Here is a 22,598-nt window from a genome sequence, read left to right as displayed (position 1 = left end):
AAAAAGATCATTAATAATGAATCAAGATTATATCATACCAAATAATTGGTCAATCATAGAAGAAGGATTTGATGCTTCTCGCGTAGAGTCTTCAGAGAGCCTTTTCAGTATTGGTAATGGTGCCATGGGGCAACGTGCTAATTTTGAAGAGCAATATTCGGGACATACCTTTCAAGGCAGTTATATAGCTGGCGTTTATTACCCAGATAAGACTAGAGTGGGCTGGTGGAAAAATGGTTATCCAGAATATTTTGCCAAAGTACTTAATGCACCAAGTTGGATTGGGATAGATGTTATTATAAATGGAGAACAACTCGATTTATATGCGTGTAAAAAAGTAGAAGATTTTAAAAGAGAACTGAACATGAAAGAAGGTTGGTTGTCTAGAAGTTTTAATGCAACGCTGCAAAACAACACAAAGGTTCAGGTGGAAGTTAAACGCTTTTTAAGTTTAGATTTAGATGAGCTTGGAGTCATTCAGTATCATGTAAAACCTGTAAATACAAATGCCGAAATTATATTTCAACCTTATTTAAATAGTGGTGTTACTAATAAAGATACAAATTGGGATGATAAGTTTTGGGATACTTTAGATGTAAATCATGAAGGTAAGCAAGCATTTATTCAGGCTAAAACCATGAAAACAGATTTCCACACGTGTACGTTTATGGAGTCTCAATTATTTTTAAATAAAAAGGAAATTGCTTTACAACCAATTGTTAAAACTAGCGAAACATCTATCTATTTTAGTTATAAACAGCAAGTAAAAGCAAACGAAACTTATACCATACACAAGTTTGGAGGTTATATAGTAGATAGAAATCACAATAGAAATGAGTTAATTTCAGAAGCGCAGAGCATATTAAAGACAGCTATGAGTTTAGGGTTTAATGCCTTGTTAGAAAAACAAAAAAACGCTTGGGCAACCATTTGGGATATGGCAGATATTACCATTCAAGGTGATGTGAAAGCACAACAAGGGATTCGTTTTAATATATTCCAATTAAATCAAACCTATTTAGGTAAAGATTCTCGGTTAAATATTGGCCCCAAAGGTTTTACAGGCGAAAAATATGGAGGTAGCACTTATTGGGATACCGAAGCATATTGTATTCCGTTTTACATGGCAACAAAAAACCAACAAGTTGCAAAAACTTTATTAGAATACCGTTATAACCATTTAGAAAAAGCCATTGAAAATGCTAAAAAATTAGGTTTTATAAATGGAGCAGCTTTATATCCTATGGTAACCATGAATGGTGAAGAATGCCATAATGAATGGGAAATTACTTTTGAAGAAATTCATAGAAATGGTGCCATAGCCTTTGCTATTTATAACTATCATCGTTACACTGGCGATTATAGTTATATACCCGAAAAAGGGTTAGAGGTTTTAATAGGAATAGCACGTTTTTGGCAGCAACGGGCTACCTTTTCAACAAACAAAAACAAGTATGTTGTTTTAGGGGTTACAGGACCCAATGAATATGAAAACAACGTCAATAATAATTTTTATACCAACTATTTAGCACAATGGTGTATTAATTATGCTTTAGAAAATATTAGTAAAGTTGAAGCAGAATATCTTTCAGATTATACCCGAATAATGAATAAGGTAAGTGTATCTGAAAATGAATTAGAAAAATGGAAAGCTGTGGCAGAGAATATGTATTTTCCATATTCAGAAAAGCATCAAGTTTATTTACAACAAGACGGTTTCTTAGATAAAGAATTAATTACGGTGGCTAACTTAGATAGATCGCAACGTCCTATCAACCAAAAATGGAGTTGGGATAGGATTTTGCGTTCTCCATACATAAAACAAGCCGATACTTTACAGGGATTCTACTTTTTTGAAGATCATTTTTCTACAGAAGAATTAGAACGTCATTTTGATTTTTACGAACCATTTACAGTTCATGAAAGTTCGTTATCACCTTGTGTACACAGCATTCAAGCGGCTAAGTTGGATAGAATGGAACAGGCCTATACGTTTTATTTAAGAACATCGCGTTTAGATTTAGACGATTATAATCACGAAGTTCACGAAGGTTTGCACACGACGTCTATGGCAGGAACTTGGATGAGTATTGTTGAAGGTTTTGGAGGCATGCGTGTTAAAAATAATACCTTATCATTTACGCCTAAAATACCAAAACAATGGAAAGGTTATTCATTTAAAATAAATTTTAGAAACCAAATTTTAAAGGTAAGCGTTACCCAAAATCAAACAAATTTTGAATTAATAAATGGTGATTCCCTAGAAATTTTTGTGAACAATAAATCTTTAGTGCTTCAAATGAAACAATTACAAACTTTAAATTAATCGAGCGTTCTAAACGTCTCATTTTAAATATAAACAGATGAAATCATTCATGTTAACTATAGCCGTTTTGCTTTTGGTAAGCAATCCATTTAATGCTCAAGAATTAAAATCGCCTAATGGTCTTTTAGCTATGCAATTTTTACTGGAAAGCGATGGGACACCAACCTATAAACTCTCCTATAAAAATAAAGTAGTTATTAAGCAAAGCCGTTTAGGGTTGGAATTAAAAAACGATAAAAAATCGTTGTTGAACGATTTTATAGTTTCAAATACAGAAACAGTAACCTTTGATGAAACTTGGCAACCTGTTTGGGGTGAGGTAAAAACCATTCGTAATTATTATAATGAATTAGCGGTTACTTTAACTCAAAACGAAACAGACCGTATAGTTGTGATTCGTTTTAGAATGTTTAATGAAGGTTTAGGATTTCGATATGAGTTTCCCACTCAAAAAAACTTAGTGTATTTTGTTATAAAGGAAGAAAAAACACAGTTTGCCATGACGGGTAATCATACTGCTTTTTGGATCCCAGGGGATTATGATTCTCAAGAATACGATTATACAAAATCTAAATTGTCTGAGATTAGTGGGGAATTTGATGAAGCAGTAACAGATAATGCTTCACAAGAGCAGTTTTCTAAAACAGGTGTTCAAACAGCTTTAATGATGAAAACAAGTGAAGGTTTATATATTAATTTACATGAAGCCGCACTTATTAATTACGCATGTATGCATCTTAATTTAGATGATGAAAATATGGTTTTTGAATCTTGGTTAACGCCAGATGCTAATGGTGATAAAGGCTATATACAAGCGCCTTCTAATTCTCCATGGAGAACCATTATCGTAAGTGACGATGCCAGAGAAATTTTGGCGTCAAAAATGACATTAAACTTAAACGATCCGTGTACCATTGAAGATACATCGTGGATTAAGCCCATAAAATATATAGGTGTTTGGTGGGAAATGATTACAGGAAAAAGCTCTTGGGCTTATACAGATGAGTTGCCAGCAGTAAAATTGGGTATTACTGATTTTTCTAAAGTAGTACCAAACGGAAAGCATGCTGCCAACACAACACATGTTAAGGAGTATATAGATTTTGCTTCAAAACATGGCTTTGATGCCGTTTTGGTTGAAGGTTGGAATGAAGGTTGGGAAGATTGGTTTGGAAAATCTAAAGACTACGTGTTCGACTTTGTAACGCCGTATCCAGATTTTGATGTGGAAGCGATTCATACCTATGCACAATCTAAAGGTGTTAAAATGATTATGCATCACGAAACTTCCGGCTCGGTTCGTAATTATGAACGCCATATGGACAAAGCGTACCAATTTATGAACGATCATGGATATGATGCTGTTAAGAGTGGTTATGTTGGTAATATTTTACCAAGAGGAGAACATCACTATAGCCAGTGGATTGTAAATCATTACCAATATGCTGTTGAAAAAGCGGCCGATTATAAAATTATGGTGAATGCGCATGAAGCTATAAGACCTACAGGAATTAGTAGAACCTATCCCAATTTAATAGGAAACGAATCTGCTAGAGGAACCGAATTTCAAGCTTTTGGAGGCTCTAAGCCTAATCATGTTACCGTATTGCCTTTTACACGTTTAATAGGTGGTCCGATGGATTATACACCAGGAATTTTTGAAATGGATATTAGTAACTTCAGTCCTAATAATAATTCACATGTAAATAGCACGATTGCCAACCAATTGGCATTGTATGTTACCATGTACAGTCCGTTACAAATGGCGGCCGATTTACCCGAGCATTACGAACAATTTATGGATGCCTTTCAGTTTATAAAAGATGTTGCTATAGACTGGGATAACAGCATTTATTTAGAAGCAGAACCAGGTGATTATCTTACCGTAGCGCGTAAAGAAAAAGGGGCTAGCAATTGGTTTGTTGGTAATGTTAACGGTAATGAAACTAGAACATCCAAGATAACATTCGATTTCTTAGAAAAAGGAAAAACGTATATGGCTACTATGTATGCTGATGCTAAAGATGCGCACTATAAAACCAACCCACAAGCTTATATTATTAAAACAAAAAAGGTAACAAGCAAATCTAAATTATCGCAAATATCTGTTCCTGGTGGTGGATTTGCTATAAGTATAGTCGAAATTAAGTAAGATATGTTTTTTTAGAGGTTTTATTAAAAGTTGCATGTATTTGTTAAGTTTCATTCAAAATGAATAAAAAATGGTTAAAGTAAGTAGTATATTTATTATTTGGTTAACGGTTTTAAATATGCCGTTAACCTATATAAAAACAGAAAACACTATTACAGCTCATATAAATAGTGTAGTAGAGGAACACAACGATATTGAACGAATTGAGCCCTCAAATTGGTGGGTAGGATTTAAAAACAGTGAATTGCAGTTATTGGTAAAGCATCCAAACATTATTAATGCTTTCCCCGAAATAGATTATGCAGGAGTGTCAATTAAAAAAGTACATAAGACCGATAGTGAAAACTACTTGTTTATAGATTTATATATTGATAAAACGGCCAAAGCAGGAAAATTAAATATTGTTTTTAAATTTGAAAACGGTGTTAAAAAAATACAAACTTATGAATTGAAATCAAGGAAGAAACCTGCAGAAGACTATATCGGTTTTGATAGCTCCGATGTAATTTATCTCATCACACCAGATCGATTTTCTAATGGCGATTCTTCAAACGACATTAACCAAAATTTACTTGAAAAAACGATTGATAGAACCAATAACTACGCGCGACATGGTGGAGATATTCGCGGGATGATTAATCATTTGGATTATATCGAAAGTATGGGTTTTACGGCCATTTGGCCGTGCCCGTTGTTGACCAACAATATGCCAAGTGGTTCATATCATGGGTATGCTATGACGGATTTTTATGAAATTGATTCTCGTTTTGGAACTTTAGGAGACTATCTGGAGTTAGCACATCAAACCAAAGACAAAGGGATAAAGCTTATTATGGATCAAGTGGCTAACCATTGCGGATTAGAACATTGGTGGATGAAGGATTTACCCTTTAAAAATTGGGTGAATTACCAAGAAAACTACGAAGAAAATAAAGATTCATGGAACAATCAAGCAACCATTACAACCAATCACAGACGTACCAGTAACCAAGATATTTATTCGTCTAAAAAAGATAAAGAAGAAATGAGCAATGGTTGGTTTGTGTCTGGAATGCCAGATTTAAATCAACGCAATCCCTTTATGGCAAAATACCTAATCCAAAATAGTATTTGGTGGATTGAAACGGCTGGTTTGAGTGGTATTCGTCAAGATACGTATCCATATTCCGATAAAGAGTTTATGAGTCAGTGGGCGGGAGCTATTATGGAGCAGTATCCTAATTTTAGTATTGTTGGCGAAGAATGGAGTTATAACCCTTTAATTATTGGGTATTGGCAAAATGGAGCTAACAATAGAGATGGATATAAATCTAATTTAAAATCACCTATGGATTTTGCTATGCAAGGTCAAATAGTAAATGGATTGAATGAATACGAAAGTTGGGACACCGGTTTGATTAAAATGTATGAAGGGTTGGCGAACGATTTTCACTACGCTTCACCTAAAGATATTATGATTTTCCCCGACAACCACGATATGAGTCGTATTTTTACCCAATTGAAGGAAGATGTGGTGAATACAAAAATAACCTTGGGTTATATGTTAGCATTACCTCGAATTCCTCAAATATATTACGGGACCGAAATTTTAATGAACGATTCGGTTAACCCAGGTGATCATGGATTGATTCGTACCGATTTTCCTGGTGGTTGGGAAGGAGATACTGTAAATGCATTTACTGGTAAAAGCTTAAATGATGAGCAAAAGGATATGCAAGGTTTTGTTAAACAGTTATTGAATTATCGTAAAAATAGCAAAGCCATTCACAGCGGAAAAACCATCCACTTTGCGCCATTTATGGGTACTTACTTACTGTTTAGAATTATTGAAGGAGAAACAGTTGCTGTTATAATAAACAAAAACGACAGTCCGATAACAATCGATTTAAAACGTTATGATGAAATTGGGTTGAAAGGAAAAAACTTAAAAAATATTATAACTAATGAAACTTTTGTTTGGAAAGGTGAAATGGTATTAAATTCAAAAGGAATCACCATTTTAACAACTAAATTCTAATTAATGAAACGATTTTTAGCCTACATTCATCGCCTTATTTTTATCTTATTTTTAGTATCACTTAACGGTTGTAAAGAAAAAAAAGCAAATATACTTCCAGAAGTATCTGTTTCAAATAAGCAAAAAAAACAAGTTGTTTATCAGGTGTTTACACGTTTATTTGGTAATACTAACTCTAATAATAAACCTTGGGGCACTCTTGAAGAAAATGGTGTGGGCAAGTTTAACGATTTTACAGATAAAGCACTAAAAGAAATTAAAGATTTGGGCGTTACGCATGTTTGGTACACAGGTGTGCCGCATCACAATGTGATTACAGATTATACTAAATACGGAATTTCTAACGACGACCCCGATGTGGTAAAAGGACGCGCAGGTTCACCTTATGCTGTAAAAGATTATTACAATGTAAATCCTGATTTGGCTGTAAATATTGAAAATAGATTGCAAGAGTTTAAAGCTTTAGTAGATAGAACTCATTTAGCAGGATTACAAGTGATTATTGATATTGTACCTAATCATGTAGCACGAAATTATCAAAGTTTAACTAACCCTAAAGGGGTGGAAGATTTTGGTGCTTCAGATGATAAATCGAAAGTTTATGATGTGAATAATAACTTTTATTACAATCCCAAAGAAACTTTTAAAGTCCCAGTTTGGGAACCAGATTATTCGCCTTTAGGCAAAGAAAATCATCTATTAGAGGATCATGAATTTGATGAAAACCCAGCAAAATGGACAGGAAATGGATCTCAATTATCGCAACCCCATGCAAACGATTGGTATGAAACCGTTAAAATTAATTATGGTATTTCTCCAGATGGTAAAAAAGATTTTGAGGAACTACCTGCAGGTTTTGAAAATGAAAATTATAAAAAACATGCTGAGTTCTGGAACGATAAAACAGTGCCAAACTCTTGGAAAAAATTTAAAGATATTGCACTCTATTGGATCGCTTTTGGTGTTGATGGTTTCCGTTATGACATGGCAGAAATGGTGCCGGTTGAGTTTTGGAGTTATATGAACTCTAACATTAAAATGAAAAACCCAGATGCTTTTTTAATGGCTGAAGTGTATAATCCAAATCTGTATAGAGATTATATTAAAAAAGGAAAAATAGATTATCTATACGATAAAGTTCAATTATATGATACCCTAAAACATGTGATGCAAGGGTATGGAAAAACCGATAATATACCGCCCATACAAGAGGGTTTGAAAGATATTGAACACCACATGCTGCACTTTTTAGAAAACCACGATGAGCAGCGAATTGCTAGTATAGAATTTGCAGGAAGTGCAGAAAAAGGAAAACCAGCGATGGTTGTTTCGGCGACCATAAGTACTTCGCCGACTATGCTATATTTTGGACAAGAATTAGGCGAGTCTGCAGAAGAAGATGCGGGATTTGGCAAACCTTCCAGAACTTCCATTTTCGATTATATTGGAGTGCCTCACTTACAACGTTGGGTTAATGATAAACAGTTTGACGGTGGACAATCTACTGAGAACGAAAAAGCATTACGCGATTTTTATAAACGTTTATTGAATGTCACCATTAACAGTTCAGCATTAGCAGGAAACTACCAAGACATTCACCTGTTCAATCGAAAAAACACTAAAAATTATAATGATAAAATACTATCGTTTGTACGTTGGAGTGCCGATGAAAAGTTAATTGTTGTATCTAATTTTGATGCCGATACTAATCAAAAATTCCAATTAAAAATACCTCAAGATATTGTTACAAGCTGGCAATTAAAAACGGGTAGTTATTTAGTGAAGGATGAATTATATGATACGTTTTCGTCTCAATTTGTCATTAAAAATGGTGAAGGCACTATTGCTATTAGCTTAAAAGCTTTAGAATCTGTCATTTTAAAAATTCAGAAAATATGATACACACTTTTTGCTTTTTATAACACTTGTTTTTTTTCAATTGTAAAGGAAAAGAAGAGGTGTTTTCAAAAGAACAAGAAAATAGAATTTTATTCAATAGTCGAAGTGTATAATTATGGCATTTCCGTAAAAAAAAAGCATTCGATTTTGAAGACAAACAAGTGAATTGTTTTGACCATGCTTTTAAAAGCTTATAAATTCAGATTTAAAAGGTTATGGTATTTTAAATTATTTAAGTTCATATGATGATAGTACCCCTTTCGCTGCTACATGACAAAAACCATTCGAAGCAGGTACAAAGTTATTACTTACACTTGGTATTAGAGGAATGGGTTACGATTAATAATTTTCAATATGACAAAAATCATATTTTAATATTGGGTTTACAATGAACTTTGCATCATAATAAAAACAATAGATATTATGAACCCAAATAAAAAAACGTACAAAAGAGGCTTAAGTTTGATGGCTCTTTTTCTTTTAACATTTAATTTAATTCAAGCACAACAATTCAATTTAATAAACAAAGAATCTTCATTAACCGTTTTTGGAACTTCAAGTTTACACGATTGGCACATTAGCGCCGAACAACAAAGCGGAAAAATAATTTTTAAAAACCTTGAAGCAGGTGAGATTACAACATGCACTATTGATGTAGTTGTAGAAAGCTTAAAAAGTGGCAAATCTTCTATGGATAAAAACACTTATAAAGCTTTAAACTCCAGTTCTTATAAAACCATTTCTTTTCAATTAATTGCGGTTAAGGAAACTGTAAACAAAGGAAATGGGAAGTTTACAATTAAAGCAGAAGGAGACTTAACCATTTCGGGTGTTAAAAAGCGTATTCCTTTAGACTTTTCTGTGAGTGTAGTAGGTAATAAAATAACGCTTACTGGAGAAAAGAAAATTAAGATGACCGATTTCAAGGTCGATCCACCAAAGGCTTTATTAGGAACCATTACCACAGGCGACGACATTACAATTAAATTTTCAACCATATTCAAATAACCAAGCAATAAAAAATAAAAATTATGAAAACAATTTTAAAAAAATCAGTTGTATTAGGAGTCATATTAATAGGATTCAGCGTGTATGCCCAAAATAGAAGTTTGGATAATTATAAACCACAAGACCAAGATGGAACGGGTATCTTTGAAGCTCCAAAAGATTCGGTATCAACATTTGATGGTGTAAAAGTACGAATAGGTGGGGCATCTACATTACAGTTTCAAGCTTTAGATAATGAAAATTCAGGGGTTGCTCCTTTAGGAGATGTAGGAAGTAATTTCAACTTAGCGACAGCCAATTTAGATTTAGATGTGGCACTTTATGATGGTGTAAGAATGCATTTAAGAACCTATCTATCTTCTAGACACCACCCAGAACCATATGTTAAAGGGGGGTATTTTCAAATTGATAAATTAAATTTTATTAGTGAAGGATTTTTAGAAGACATCATGAACCATGCTACCATTAAAATTGGACATATGGAAAATAATTATGGTGATGCACACTTTAGAAGAAGTGATAATGCGCAAACAATTTTCAATCCGTTTGTTGGGAACTTAATAATGGATTCATTTACAACTGAAGTTGGAGCTGAATTGTATTACCAATGTGATAGTGGCCTTTTAGGAATGGTAGGTTTTTCAAATGGAAAATTAAACCAAAATGTTAAGGAAGTTGACGGAACCACTGGAGGTGCTGCTTTTTTAGCTAAATTAGGTTATGATAAACAAATTAACGACGATTTTAGATTTCGATTAACAGGGTCTTTATATAATACAGGCTACGCACAAAGCGTTTATTTATATACAGCTGATAGAGCCGGTTCAAGATATTATAACATCATGCAATCTGCAACTGCTACTAGCGACAATTTTAGATCAGGACGTTTTGACCCAGGTTTTAAAAATAAAATTACTGCTGTAATGATTAATCCTTTCTTAAAGTATGACGGACTTGAAGTTTTTGGAACTGTAGAGTTAACATCAGGAAGAGCATTAACTGAAACGGATAGAAGAAAAGCAACGCAATATGCAGGTGAAATTATATATAGATTTGGTGATGCTGAAAAAGTGTACATAGGTGGACGATACAATACCGTAAGTGCTGAATTAGCAAGTGGAGATGATATAAGTGTTGATAGATTCCAATTAGGTGCTGGTTGGTTTATGACTAAAAATATCTTACTAAAAGCTGAATATGTAAATCAAAAATATAACGATTACCCTACTGGAGATTTGTTAGAAGACGGGAAATTTAATGGGCTTATGCTAGAAGCAGCTATTAGTTTCTAAATAATTAAAAGTGAACAAGTCTCAATAGTACAAAGTCAAGATTTTAAAATTGACATGTATTTTGAGACTTGTTTTTTATAATAAAATTTTAAAATTTAGTTTTAATATCATGATAATCAAGAAGGTTCTGTTTTTAATTTCGATACTAACCACAATCGCTTTTACAACTAGAGATTCTATTATTAAAAGCACGTCGGTTATTATAACACCACAGAGTTCTTTAAAAGTTAAAGGAACAACCAATGTGAGTGATTTTTCGTGTGTGTTTAATATTAATAAATTTAAAAATCCTATTCAAGTATTTTATCATGTTGAAAATGGTAAAATTGTTTTTAACAAAACAGCTTTAGTTTTAGAAAATGATTGTTTTGACTGTGGAGGAAGAGCGATTAATAATGATTTTCAAAAGATTTTAAAATCAGATAAGTATCCTCAAATAACGTTGTTTTTAAAAGAAATAAATCAAACTGAAAACATGCGGGATGTTCAAGCATCCATAAATATAGAAATTGCAGGTGTAACACAAGACTATAAAATTCCTGTAAAAGTTAAAAAAAGTAACGACCTATTTATTTCCGGAGATTTAGTTATCCGATTATCCGATTATAACCTAGAAACCCCTAAAAAGCTATTTGGTCTTATTTCTATAAATGATATTATCAAAATAGATTTTCAATTATTAATAAGAGAAAAATAGGCTATTAATCAAGTTTTATTCTTTTTTATTTTTCTTTCTTTTGAAGTTTAGAAGTACCACTTAATTTATTTACAATAATTTCAGGGTCGCCATATAAGTAAACACTACTATTGCCCGAAGCATCAATGGTTATAGTATCTAAAACTTCTAAATAAGCATCACTCGATATTTCGTTTAAAGTATTGCAGGTTTTGGCGGTGAAATTTTTACCGTTAAATTGTGAGTAATTATCGGTTCTTAATTTCAATTCATGAGTTTCTCCTTCAATGGTTGCATCGGCACGTTGGTACAAGTCGATATGTGTAATTGGTGAATAAATTAAAGCATCTAATTTACTAGTATCTATTAATGAGAGTTTCGCGTTTTCACAAGTTAAATTTAGTTTTACTTTTGCTTTACCATTACTTTGAAATTCAAAATTATTTGTTTTTATGGTTAAGCCTGCTCTTGCTGAGCCTTCGGTTATGAGTATAGCATTAACTAAATTCATAGTGGTTAATGATAGTATTTCGCCTTTTTCAGTTATTTTAATATTGTTTAAACTATCATCGTAATTAACGGTAATGTTCAAGCGTTTTTTTGAGGTTATTCTGGTCGTTTTATCAAACGATAAAACACCATTTATCACATCAAACTTTATAAATTCATGTAAGTTTTCATCGGTTTCAATAGTTATGGAAGGAACATTGTTGTAAATTATTTCAATGTCAAAATCTTCATCAACTATAATGGTGTGAAACGGATTTATTTCGGTTTGTATAATAGTAACGTTTTTGTTTCCTTTTACTTTTTCTATTGTTTGTGCTACAGAAGTAAGGCATAACACTAAAGATAGTAGTATAGTAATGATTTGCTTATGCATAGGTACAAGGTATTGTGTTGTAAACAAATATAAACAAAAACCACCCCAAACTTAAATTTAAGTATGAGATGGTTTCAAAATTGGTTGGTATTATAGGCTTATTGTTTCTTTATACTACCCGAAGCACTATCGCTTTTATTTACAACTTTTGGGTTTCCTAAATATTTAATATCTCCGCCACTGCTTGCTTTTGCTGTTAATTCTTTGGAAGTATTTATCGTAATATCGGCACCACTTGTAGCTTTTACATGGCTAGATTCTGCAATTAGATTAGCTGCTTTTATATTGCTGCCACTGGTAGCTTCTGCGATAAGCTTTATGGTTTTGCCAGATAATTTTAAATCGCTACCACTGGTAGATTTACAATTTAGTGATGCGGTATTAATGTCTAAATTCATATCGCTCCCACTGGTGGTTTCTAAATCTAAGTGTTTGGTAACAAGTGTGTTTGTAGATCTTACATCGCTACCGCTTGTAGCTGTAATGCTAGAAACTTCTTTAAGGTTTATAACAATTTTTTTAGAGGTGCATGTACCAATATTTTCTTTGGTGTGAATTTTTAAGACATTATCTACAACTTCGGTTATAATAATATCTTGTAAATTGTCGTCGGCTTCAACACTAATACTTTCGTTGTCGCTTTGTGTTACATACACATTCAAACCTTCTGAAGCTTTGATAGCTGTAAATGGTTTGTTTATAGAACGGTTTTCTGTGGTAACATGCCCATTGCCTTTAACGCCTGAGTTCATGTTTATATCAAAGTTGCAAGAAAATAAACTGAAACTAATTAGGGTTGCTACTATAATTTTTACTAAGGTTGTCATAACTGTTCGTTTTTTTATTGATGATTTTTATTATTCAAATATCTTATTTGTTGTTATTGATTAGTAACTTAAATATCTGAACTGTTGTTTTTTAATACTGAATTGTTTAATTATCGGATTTAATATTAATACCGTCGCCGTCAATTTTTACTTTTACTTCTTCCGATTCGGCATTAATGCCACTATCGTTGATTTTTAAACTGCTTTTCTCTCCTTTAATTTCAATCCCGTTTTCGTTAATTTTAATATTGGGAGTATCAATGTCTACTTCAAATTCATCATTGTCACAATCCTTACATATTACACCATCTTCATCTACATTAAGGTATTGATTTATATAGTTTGACGCTATTCTATTATTTAAATAGTGTTTTGTATTGTTATTAAACTTAACTACAGCCCCTTCGGGTAAATATAGAATTACTACTATTTCTTGGTCGCTGAATTTATTTTTAGAATGAGTTGATAAATAAGAATCTAGTCGCAGTTCTTGTCCTTTTAAAATGTAATTGTAGTTAATTTTTTTGGCGCGATCAATGGCTATATCATAGTTTCTGCCATCGGCACTTTTTTCAATACTTATAGAGGCTAAAGTATCGGTTGTCGATTTAATAATGATGCTAATATCTGAACGGTAAATGGTTTTTTCTCCGTTTTCATTATTTGCTACTTTAAATGAATCATGTCTGTAATAGCGGTTTCTTAGTAAATCATTTTCTGTCATTTTAATTTCTAAGGTATCGTTAGCAGTAATTAAAAGTTCTTTTTTTTCTGTAATACGTTCGTTAAAAGCATGCTCACTTGCTTCTCTTAATCCAATAACGACTAATCCTATTATTGAAAATAACCATAGGCCTAAAAGCGTAAATTTCGCAATGTTACCAATAGATTTTAGGTTGTTCACAAGAATTTTTAAGCCTAAATAGAACAAGAAAAAGAAGGGAATGCCAATAGCGAAAAAGAGGAGTAAAGATGCCAACCAAACAGGGGAGTTTCCTGCAATAGCTATGTTAACAAAGTCCATTCCAGGAATGTGTACAATATCGGCAATACCTACAGAAAACCAGCTAATTATTAACGCTATCAGAGCAAACGCACCTACTATTATAAAAATAATTCCTATAAACTTTGCGAATATTTTAAAGAAGAACATAATAATATCAGCTAAGGTATCGAAGAATGATTTTGAACTCGATTTTATTTTGTTTCCTTGTCTTTGGAAATCCGCTTTCTTTGCTGCGTCCGAAACATTTTTTGCTGCACCAGAAACAGAATCACTTACATTTTTAGCAACACCCGATACAGTTTCAGAAACTGTGTCAAATCCGTCTTTTATTTTTTTTTCTATGTTGCTAATGTTTACAGGATCACCTGTCATCATTATTTTTTCAGCTGTGGTTATCGCTTCAGGAACTAAAATCCAAAATAGAATATAAATGAATATAAATGTACCACCTGAGCCAACTGTAAGTAATACCCAAAGTAAACGCACCCAAACGGCATCAATACCTAAATAGTGCCCCAATCCAGAAGCAACACCGCCAATATATGAGTTATCGGTATCTCTAAATAGTTTTTTTGAAGCCGAAGATTTTCTTTGATATGCTGGTTGAAGTTCATCTTCAAATATTTCATCATCAACCAAATAATCTTCTGGTTGCCCCATAATAGAAATAACTTCTTCTACTTCTTTAATACGAATTACTTGTTTGTCATTTTGAACCCGCTCGCTAAAAAGTTCAGCAATACGTGCTTCAATATCTGCAATAATTTCATTGCGCCCTTGAGAGTCGGTAAATGAACGTTTTATAGCCTCAAGGTAACGTTGCAGTTTTAAGTATGCATCTTCATCAATATGGAAGAATGTACCTGCTAAATTTATGTTGACAGTTTTATTCATTTTAATGTTGTTTTTTTTGAATGGTTACTAAGTTCACGGCGTTTTGTAATTCGCTCCACGTCGTGTTTAATTCGGTTAAAAATAATTTGCCAGTTTCGGTTAAACCATAGTATTTTCTTGGCGGTCCCGAGGTAGATTCTTCCCAACGGTAATTAAGAAGTCCGGCATTTTTTAATCTGGTAAGCAGTGGGTAAATAGTCCCTTCAACCACTAGCAGTTTTGCATCTTTTAAAGTCTCTAAAATTTCTGCAACATAGGCATCGTCGTCTTTTAAGACCGATAGTATGCAGAATTCTAAAACCCCTTTACGCATTTGTGCTTTTGTGTTTTCTATCTTCATGTTCTAAAGCGTTTTAATAATGTGAAACTGTTCATTTTTTGATTGATTTGATGAGTTATTGACGAAATTTTATTTTTTTTGGCGTTACCACAAGGGGCGGGCTTTCACGACTCGCTCCCTCCTTCGTCGGGGAGCTCAAACAATCCGTTCAATCCCTAACGCGGTACTATTTGTTATTCATTTTTATAATGTGGCATCCGTTTATTTTAAAAAATTGATTGTTAAAGGATACTTATAATATTCGCCATCTCTTGCTTTTAAGCTCGCCACTACTATCAAAACAAGCTCTATAATAAAGCCTACAACTGCCAAAAGACCTAAGCCACCGCCAATGTATAAAAGGGGAGAAGGCTTGCCGATATTAATATGAAAATCGTGGAAGCTATGAAAATCTATAAAGTCTAAACCACTAAACATTTTAAAAATAAAAAACGGAACAGTAATAGCTCCTAAAATAAGAGCATAGAGTAAAATACTTGCCTGAAAATTAATGGCTTGTTTTCCGTGTGCATCTATAAACTCCGATTTATCTTTATTTGCAGCCCATAATATAATAGGTCCAATAAAATTTCCAAAAGGGATTATAAACCTGCTAAAGGTTGATAAATGAATAAATGTGGCGATGTTTTTTTGGTGATTATTTATCATGGTTTTAAAACATATAATAGTTTCTTATGCAAATATATGTCTTTAAAAAGGTATTATGTTACGCATAGTACTAAAAATTAACATAATTTTAACATTACGGAGTATGGTTTATTTTCATAACTTAGTAAAAAATTAAATAATAACCCATGAACGTAACTCCTAATAAACTTAACACTTTTACCATGCTAAAGCTGCCATCAGCCTATCTTTGTGGTGTTCGTACAAAACATATAGATACTAGTAAATGTGTAGTTACAGTAACCCACCGTTGGATTAATCAAAACCCATTTAAATCTATGTTTTGGGCAGTGCAAGGTATGGCTGCAGAGTTTTCGACTGGTGCTTTAATGATGACAAAAATTAAAGATTCTGGAAAACGCGTGTCTATGTTAGTGACATCCAATTCTGCAACTTTTACTAAGAAAGCAACAGGAAAAATAACCTTTACTTGTAATGATGGTAAATTAATTGATGAAGCACTTCAAAAAGCTATCGAAACAGGAGAAGGGCAAACCGTTAGTATGAAATCTGTGGGTGTGAATGAAGAAGGGGTAGAAGTTTCAACCTTTGTTTTTGAATGGAGTATAAAGGCTAAGCGTTGAGTTGTTTGTTGTTAAGTCGTTTTAGTTGACTTGCAACTTAACAACTAAACAATTAACAAAAAAATGTAACAAATCATTAAACAATCCTACAAATAAACAATTCAACGATTTAACAAATCAACAAAAACAACAAAAATGACAGCACACGAAATTGATTATAGAATATACGGAGAAGAAATGCAATATGTAGAAATAGAACTGGATCCGCAAGAAGGTGTGATAGCCGAAGCAGGAAGTTTTATGATGATGGACGATGGCATTAAAATGGAAACTATTTTTGGAGATGGCTCTACAAAAAATCAAGGATTTCTAGGTTCTATTCTTGGCGCAGGAAAACGTATTCTAACGGGTGAAAGTTTGTTTATGACTGCCTTTTATAATAATGTAGTAGGAAAGAAAAATGTATCGTTTGCATCGCCCTATCCAGGTAAAATCATACCTATTGATTTAACCGAATTTCGAGGTAAGTTTATTTGCCAAAAAGATGCTTTTTTATGTGCCGCTAAAGGCGTTAGTGTAGGTATAGAATTTTCGAAAAAATTAGGTCGCGGACTTTTTGGAGGCGAAGGTTTTATTATGCAAAAGCTAGAAGGCGATGGTATGGCGTTTGTACATGCAGGTGGTACCATGGCAAAAAAAGTATTACAGCGTGGCGAAACTTTACGTGTAGATACTGGTTGTATTGTCGGTTTTACCCAAGACATTGATTATGATATTGAATTTATAGGTGGTATTAAAAATACCATTTTTGGAGGTGAAGGCCTGTTTTTTGCCAAATTACAAGGCCCAGGTACGGTATATATACAATCCTTACCTTTTAGTAGGTTGGCAGGACGCGTATTGGCATCTGCACCTCAAGGTGGTGGGAAAGATAAAGGCGAAGGCAGTATTTTAGGAGGCTTAGGTAATATTTTAGATGGTGACAATCGTTTTTAAAAGTTACTCTTTTAACTTATGTATATAAAAAAAGCTTGGGCGAATAAACCCAAGCTTTTTTGTATTATAAATGTATTAGTTTAATATTTAACAAATTTAATACTATTAATTTGTTCTGCGGTTTCAGAATTAACTTTAAGAAAGTAAACACCGTTGGTAAGATGAGATAGATTGATTGTATGAGACTCTGGTGAATTGATTTCTAAAACTTCTTGCCCAACTACATTGTATATTTTTAGGCTTTTGAAATTTGATAAAGATTCTGGAGTATGTAATTCTAATGTTTTGGTACTAGAATGATATGATGTGTAAAGGTTTTTATAATCAAAAGAAGTTGTACTTAATGAACTTTCATTTTTGAAAGCAATTGAAAACTGATTGCTTTTTGTTTCTGAATTTAAAAACAATTTAGCATCTTCATTTCTTAAGTTATAATAGATGTTTTGAATATTATCTACTAGATAAATATTTAAATCCTCAGGAATGTTTTCCATGTTGTTAATAGAAAATGTGTATGAGCCAGCATCAGAAATTTTCACGGTTAAAGGAAGCTTGTCTTCAATGTTTATTTCTGGTAATGCTTGAATTACTAATTTTTGATTATTCAGAAACCAGTAAAAATCATTTTTGAAATCATTTTTTGATTTTGCGTCATAGCCTTTATCGTAACCATAAGAAGTTTTTTCATCATAACCTAACCCGATCATTTTCATGTAACCTTTTGGTTCAGTAAATGAAAACCATATTTTTGGTCTATCATCTTTAATTATGGCTTGTTTATTTTTAGTATTGGTTTTAAAATATACAGTTTCGTTTGATGATTCTTTGGCAAATGCACGTTGAGCATTATTAAACCTTACATTGCCTGTATTTGTTATGGTTGTGAAAAATCCTTGACCCACATTTACATATCTGGTAGGAGCAGGTTTTGATGTGTTACCATTACCACTTGTTAAGCCTGAAGCATCGGCAACAGCTGGCAATGGCATTGTTAAGTTATAAGTTGCGTAACCACCTTCGTATTCCGCTAAGTAATGACTATTGTTGGTTGAAAAAGATTCCCAAAAATATATTGCCCCATCAATAACCGACAAATTATCGTTAATAAACTGGTTAGCATCTAAAGTAGAAGGGTAGGGGTTTCCAATTAAAATTTCTTTATTTGAGGTTACGGGTATTATGTAGTCACCATCATTAGGAGTGCCCTTAAAAATATATTCTTGTTCTGAAGCTATTGTTCCAGAACCTTTCATGGTATAGCCAATACCAGGAACTACATTACTAGTCTTTAAGAATTGCGACCAGGAATTATAATCTCCAACAGGGCCATTAAAACCATACAGCCACCTGCTACTAAGCGTAATAGGTGTTGTTGAGGCCTTCGCGTCAACTGCGCTCGTAAAATTCACTACGCCATTAGCATCTTCTAAATAACCAATTTGCCAGTTACCACTTCTATTTACGGGCGAGCTCCAATAATTATAATTATATAAGTTAGAAGTACCTTGTTGTCTTATTTTTAAATTCCCACTGCCAGAATTAGAAGTAACGCCAGTGTGGTTTTGTATAAGTTGAGCTTCGCCTATTAAGTCTAAAGTTCCATTAATAACCACTTGGTTCTCTATATTAAGTAAAACGCCATTTGCTATATTTAATGTCGCTCCAGTTTCAACTTCAATTTCTCTAATGTTGGCATCTAAACTTAGTGTACCTGATGCTTTTACCGTGAATTTTAAGCAGGAGTTGGTAGTGTGTGGTGCATTATTTACTCTAGAACCGTTAAAAAAATTAGTACCATCCCAAACGATTTGATCTATATATCTTAATGTAAAATAATCATTATTTGTAAATACAACTCCTGTTGCCGTGGCTGTATTTCCCGAAATTGTTAAATTATACGTTGAAGTTGGGGAAGAAAAATTTGTATCATTATCAACGACCAATTGCAAGTTAGAACATGATTGTTTTCCTGATAAGTTTACATTGGTAATATCAAATTCAACAGTAACTGTTCCCAAATTTCCTATATGATTAACCCGCCATTTAGAATTTAATTGTTCTGTGTAGTTACTAGTATTGGTAGAGAAACTATAAGTTGGGTTTCTAGTTTCTTCTCCCCAAAATAAAAATTCATTATTACTTAATGCGTTTGGATTGCTTATTTTTACTATACCAGTTCCGCGAGAATCGGTATGGTTTGTGCCATCACTTGCCCGACCAATACCAGCAACATTATGGTCGAAGTTTCCTCTTATAGCATTATCTTGGGTATATAAATCATTTGCAGATAAGGATAGGTCATATTTAGCAGCAAGGTAGTTATTTACAATAATGGTTTGGGCTGTGTTAAGTGCAAAATCATATATAATAAATTCATTAATAAAACCTCTTAATCCATTATTAGGATCCGTTGCATGTCTTCCTATTCTAGGATCTGGAGGCGTTGTCGCACCATCAGTATCGGACAATGTCGATTCTTGATTGCCATTATAAAAAAATTGATAATTGACATTGTAATTTCTTCTTAATTCAATTATTTTAGTATTAGTGTTAATACTTGTTGTACTTAAAGGCCCACCTAAACCTCCTCCAGAATTGTTTCTTTTTTGAAAACCATATTTGTTTCCAGTTATAGGTTTTAAAGACACTAAACCGTTTGTTGCGCTGGTTCTATCTAATATGAAATCACCACTTCCATTATTCATTCCGCCTGGGTTCGTTTGCGTATCTTTAAAAACCATTAAATAGGTATAACTACTGTTTGATCCTATTCCCAAGGCTGGTCCATCAATAAATGAATTTCCTGTAAATTTTAATCCAGGCATACCATTGGTTGTACTGGCCTCATAATAAGGTCTGTTTCCAGCTGTGGTTTGGGTTGCATGCCGGTTATTTCCAGACACATCATTCCATTGTCTAATTTGTTCTCCGTGGGCAGCCTGAGTTGCTCCAGCATCTATACATGTGAGACCGTCACCTTTTAGCCATAGGGCATTGTTGGTAGAGTTACCTACACCACCAGGACCTGTTTGTGAATAACTTATATTGATAAATGTAAGTATAAAAAGCGCTAAAAATTGTTTGAATATATTCATGTGTGAGAGACATTTGTAGGTTAGTGAAATATTTTTAAGTTAATTTATAAATAACTTGAAATGGGGTTACATTTTAAAAAACATTCATTTTTTTAAAAGAGATTTTAAGTTGAATTATCGTAATTTACTTTGAGGGAACTATATGTTTTGAGGGAGGTGTAAAATTAAAAAATTACTCTTACCGTTCATAGATCTGTGTTACTGTAATGCTTAAAGCTCTTACTAAAATGCTGAAAATATTATTTAATAGATTCATTTTAAATACAGTTAGGGGATTTTGAAGGTATTGAAAAGTTAATTTTATATAAAAGTTGAAAAACTTAGAGAATTTTTATTAAATTTAAAAATTCAATTAAAATAAATTAGCTTATTTAAAAATCTACCTTTTATCAATCTAAACCTTTACAAAATTATGGCAAGAGCAATGCTTGATTACACCAAAACTGTGCTCAAAAAAGTGAGTTTTGACGCATCATTGTTTTGCAAAGAAGTACAAAAGGCAGGTCAACGATTACTGCCCCATGAGTTGGAAGAGCTTAAATCATTTATTCTTTCTCTTGTACAGCAAAACCCAGAATTAAATCAATGTTTGATTTATTTAAAACTATAAAAAAAAAGCGACTTAACCAGTCGCTTTTTTTTGAGAATAAATGGCTGTAGTTTTAATTGAATTGTATATTTGCAAAAAATAAAACAGCTGAAAAAGTTAATTACTATATTCCTTTTATTTTGCTTTTCCATTCGTCCAGCATATTATATTGGACAGTTGGTTTATTTTGAATTGAATATAGATGCGATTATTCAAAAATACTGTGTTAATAAAGATAAACCAGAGTTTCAGTGTAATGGTAAATGCCATTTAGCAAATCAACTCAGTGATTCATCAACTAGTAATGATGATGATAGTACTAAGTCTTTAAGAGTTATATTTGAGTCATTTCTACCCGTATATATATCTAAACATCAAGATTTTAATTTTACTAATCTTGTTATTTATAGTTCAAAAAAAGAATTGTTTAGGTATGCTAATACCTATTCCTTTTTACATACCTCCTTTGCTTACAAACCTCCCATTGTGTAACATTTAATATTTAGTTTTTTTACAAGGCTTTTTAGTGCTTGCCCATAATAGCACTTCAATATTATATTTTAAACACATGAAAATAACGAAAATAGCGTTAGCACTGTTGCTATGCGTATCAATCATATCGTGTTCATCAGATGATGAAAATTTAGAAGGACAAACAGGAACTTTAACTTTAAAATTCGATAATGCAGTAGGCGACCAAGATTTTATTTTTGGAACATCATACACTAAATCTAATGGAGAATCTTTCAAACTTACTAGCTTAAAATACATCATAAGTAACGTTAGAGTTAAAGACTCTAAAGGTAACGTTTTTACATACCCTTCATCAAGTAACCTATTTATTGTAGACGAAGCTAATGGTAATAATGCAGGTGAAATTTTTATAACACTAAATGATGTTGATGCTGCCGATTATACCGAAGTAACATTTGGTATAGGCATCGATCAAGAACGTTATGCACTTGGAGCTGATGGTCAAGGTGATTTTTTAGTACAAGCACAAGCGGCAGGTATGATGTGGGCTTGGGCAACGGGTTACCGATTTATGCGTTTTGATGGTACATATTCTTCTTCAATTGCTGTTCCTGCTGTTGTTGATGGAAGTTTGGCGTTGCATATGGGAAGTGTCGGCACTTCTTTAGATAATTACAAAGAAGTTACTTTAACATTTCCAAATACGGTGAGGGTTCGAGAAACGGCTCAACCAGAAATACATATTAAAGCCGATATTTCTAAGGTTTTTGATGGTACCACATCAGTGAATTTTGCCGACGGTTACAATCAAGTACATACGAGTGCAGAAACAACACCCGTTATTGCCAATAATTTAAAAGGCATTTTTGAAGTACACCACGTACACAATAATTAATACGTGTTGTAGGAAATACTAGGAAGTAGTTTGAAAATT

17 protein-coding genes are annotated in these 22,598 nt (G+C 32.8%); 11 read left to right on the top strand and 6 right to left on the bottom strand.

Features of this window, described 5'->3' with window-relative positions; genetic code table 11:
• Positions 1-16: 16 nt before the first annotated feature.
• The 7 genes from QLS71_RS02250 (at position 17) to QLS71_RS02220 (ending at position 11,391) form a co-directional block, all read left to right on the top strand.
• Positions 17-2,326, top strand: coding sequence for a glycoside hydrolase family 65 protein (locus QLS71_RS02250; RefSeq protein WP_308991157.1), 2,310 nt, complete (start codon positions 17-19; stop codon positions 2,324-2,326).
• A gap of 37 nt (positions 2,327-2,363) precedes the next feature.
• On the top strand, positions 2,364-4,478 hold the full coding sequence (locus QLS71_RS02245; RefSeq protein ID WP_308991158.1) for a glycoside hydrolase family 97 protein: 2,115 nt from the start codon (positions 2,364-2,366) through the stop codon (positions 4,476-4,478).
• A 70-nt stretch (positions 4,479-4,548) separates the two neighbouring features.
• Positions 4,549-6,495 carry a glycoside hydrolase family 13 protein gene (locus tag QLS71_RS02240; protein WP_308991159.1) on the top strand — a complete coding sequence of 649 codons (1,947 nt, stop codon included), beginning with the start codon at positions 4,549-4,551 and terminating at the stop codon, positions 6,493-6,495.
• A 3-nt stretch (positions 6,496-6,498) separates the two neighbouring features.
• On the top strand, positions 6,499-8,394 hold the full coding sequence (locus QLS71_RS02235; RefSeq protein ID WP_308991160.1) for an alpha-amylase family glycosyl hydrolase: 1,896 nt from the start codon (positions 6,499-6,501) through the stop codon (positions 8,392-8,394).
• 423 nt (positions 8,395-8,817) lie between these two features.
• Positions 8,818-9,402: a YceI family protein gene (locus tag QLS71_RS02230; RefSeq protein WP_308991161.1), complete on the top strand. Its 585-nt coding sequence runs from the start codon at positions 8,818-8,820 to the stop codon at positions 9,400-9,402.
• Positions 9,403-9,425: 23 nt separating this feature from the next.
• Positions 9,426-10,694, top strand: a complete 1,269-nt coding sequence (locus QLS71_RS02225; protein ID WP_308991162.1) for a hypothetical protein — start codon at positions 9,426-9,428, stop codon at positions 10,692-10,694.
• 109 nt (positions 10,695-10,803) lie between these two features.
• Positions 10,804-11,391 carry a YceI family protein gene (locus QLS71_RS02220; RefSeq protein ID WP_308991163.1) on the top strand — a complete coding sequence of 196 codons (588 nt, stop codon included), beginning with the start codon at positions 10,804-10,806 and terminating at the stop codon, positions 11,389-11,391.
• A 25-nt stretch (positions 11,392-11,416) separates the two neighbouring features.
• On the opposite strand, the gene QLS71_RS02215 is transcribed toward QLS71_RS02220, so the two are convergent.
• The 5 genes from QLS71_RS02215 to QLS71_RS02195 form a co-directional block, all read right to left on the bottom strand.
• Positions 11,417-12,253 (bottom strand): DUF2807 domain-containing protein, encoded by an 837-nt coding sequence (locus QLS71_RS02215; RefSeq protein WP_308991164.1) that lies wholly within the window; start codon positions 12,251-12,253, stop codon positions 11,417-11,419.
• Positions 12,254-12,351: 98 nt separating this feature from the next.
• The gene (locus tag QLS71_RS02210) at positions 12,352-13,080 is read right to left on the bottom strand and encodes a head GIN domain-containing protein (RefSeq protein ID WP_308991165.1); all 729 of its coding nucleotides are present in this window, start codon (positions 13,078-13,080) and stop codon (positions 12,352-12,354) included.
• Positions 13,081-13,186: 106 nt separating this feature from the next.
• A complete protein-coding gene (locus QLS71_RS02205) occupies positions 13,187-14,980 on the bottom strand; it encodes a PspC domain-containing protein (protein WP_308991166.1) in 1,794 nt (597 codons plus the stop codon).
• Between the two features lies 1 nt (position 14,981).
• Positions 14,982-15,320: a PadR family transcriptional regulator gene (locus QLS71_RS02200; protein WP_308991167.1), complete on the bottom strand. Its 339-nt coding sequence runs from the start codon at positions 15,318-15,320 to the stop codon at positions 14,982-14,984.
• Between the two features lie 201 nt (positions 15,321-15,521).
• A complete protein-coding gene (locus tag QLS71_RS02195; RefSeq protein WP_308991168.1) occupies positions 15,522-15,968 on the bottom strand; it encodes a DUF4870 domain-containing protein in 447 nt (148 codons plus the stop codon).
• 146 nt (positions 15,969-16,114) lie between these two features.
• Between QLS71_RS02195 and QLS71_RS02190 the strand changes: the two genes are divergently transcribed.
• A complete protein-coding gene (locus QLS71_RS02190; RefSeq protein ID WP_308991169.1) occupies positions 16,115-16,570 on the top strand; it encodes a DUF4442 domain-containing protein in 456 nt (151 codons plus the stop codon).
• A gap of 135 nt (positions 16,571-16,705) precedes the next feature.
• The gene (locus QLS71_RS02185; protein WP_308991170.1) at positions 16,706-17,506 is read left to right on the top strand and encodes a TIGR00266 family protein; all 801 of its coding nucleotides are present in this window, start codon (positions 16,706-16,708) and stop codon (positions 17,504-17,506) included.
• Between the two features lie 80 nt (positions 17,507-17,586).
• Here QLS71_RS02185 and QLS71_RS02180 read toward each other — a convergent pair whose 3' ends face one another.
• Positions 17,587-20,601, bottom strand: coding sequence for a T9SS type A sorting domain-containing protein (locus QLS71_RS02180; protein WP_308991171.1), 3,015 nt, complete (start codon positions 20,599-20,601; stop codon positions 17,587-17,589).
• A gap of 412 nt (positions 20,602-21,013) precedes the next feature.
• Here QLS71_RS02180 and QLS71_RS02175 point away from each other — a divergent pair, with 412 nt between their 5' ends.
• Positions 21,014-21,211 (top strand): hypothetical protein, encoded by a 198-nt coding sequence (locus QLS71_RS02175; RefSeq protein WP_308991172.1) that lies wholly within the window; start codon positions 21,014-21,016, stop codon positions 21,209-21,211.
• A gap of 547 nt (positions 21,212-21,758) precedes the next feature.
• The gene (locus QLS71_RS02170) at positions 21,759-22,559 is read left to right on the top strand and encodes an MbnP family protein (protein ID WP_308991173.1); all 801 of its coding nucleotides are present in this window, start codon (positions 21,759-21,761) and stop codon (positions 22,557-22,559) included.
• Positions 22,560-22,598 lie beyond the last annotated feature (39 nt).

This window comes from Mariniflexile litorale, assembly GCF_031128465.2.
Lineage (GTDB): Bacteria > Bacteroidota > Bacteroidia > Flavobacteriales > Flavobacteriaceae > Mariniflexile > Mariniflexile litorale.
Note: the sequence above shows the minus strand (reverse complement) of the source record. Positions and strands in the feature narration are given on the sequence as shown.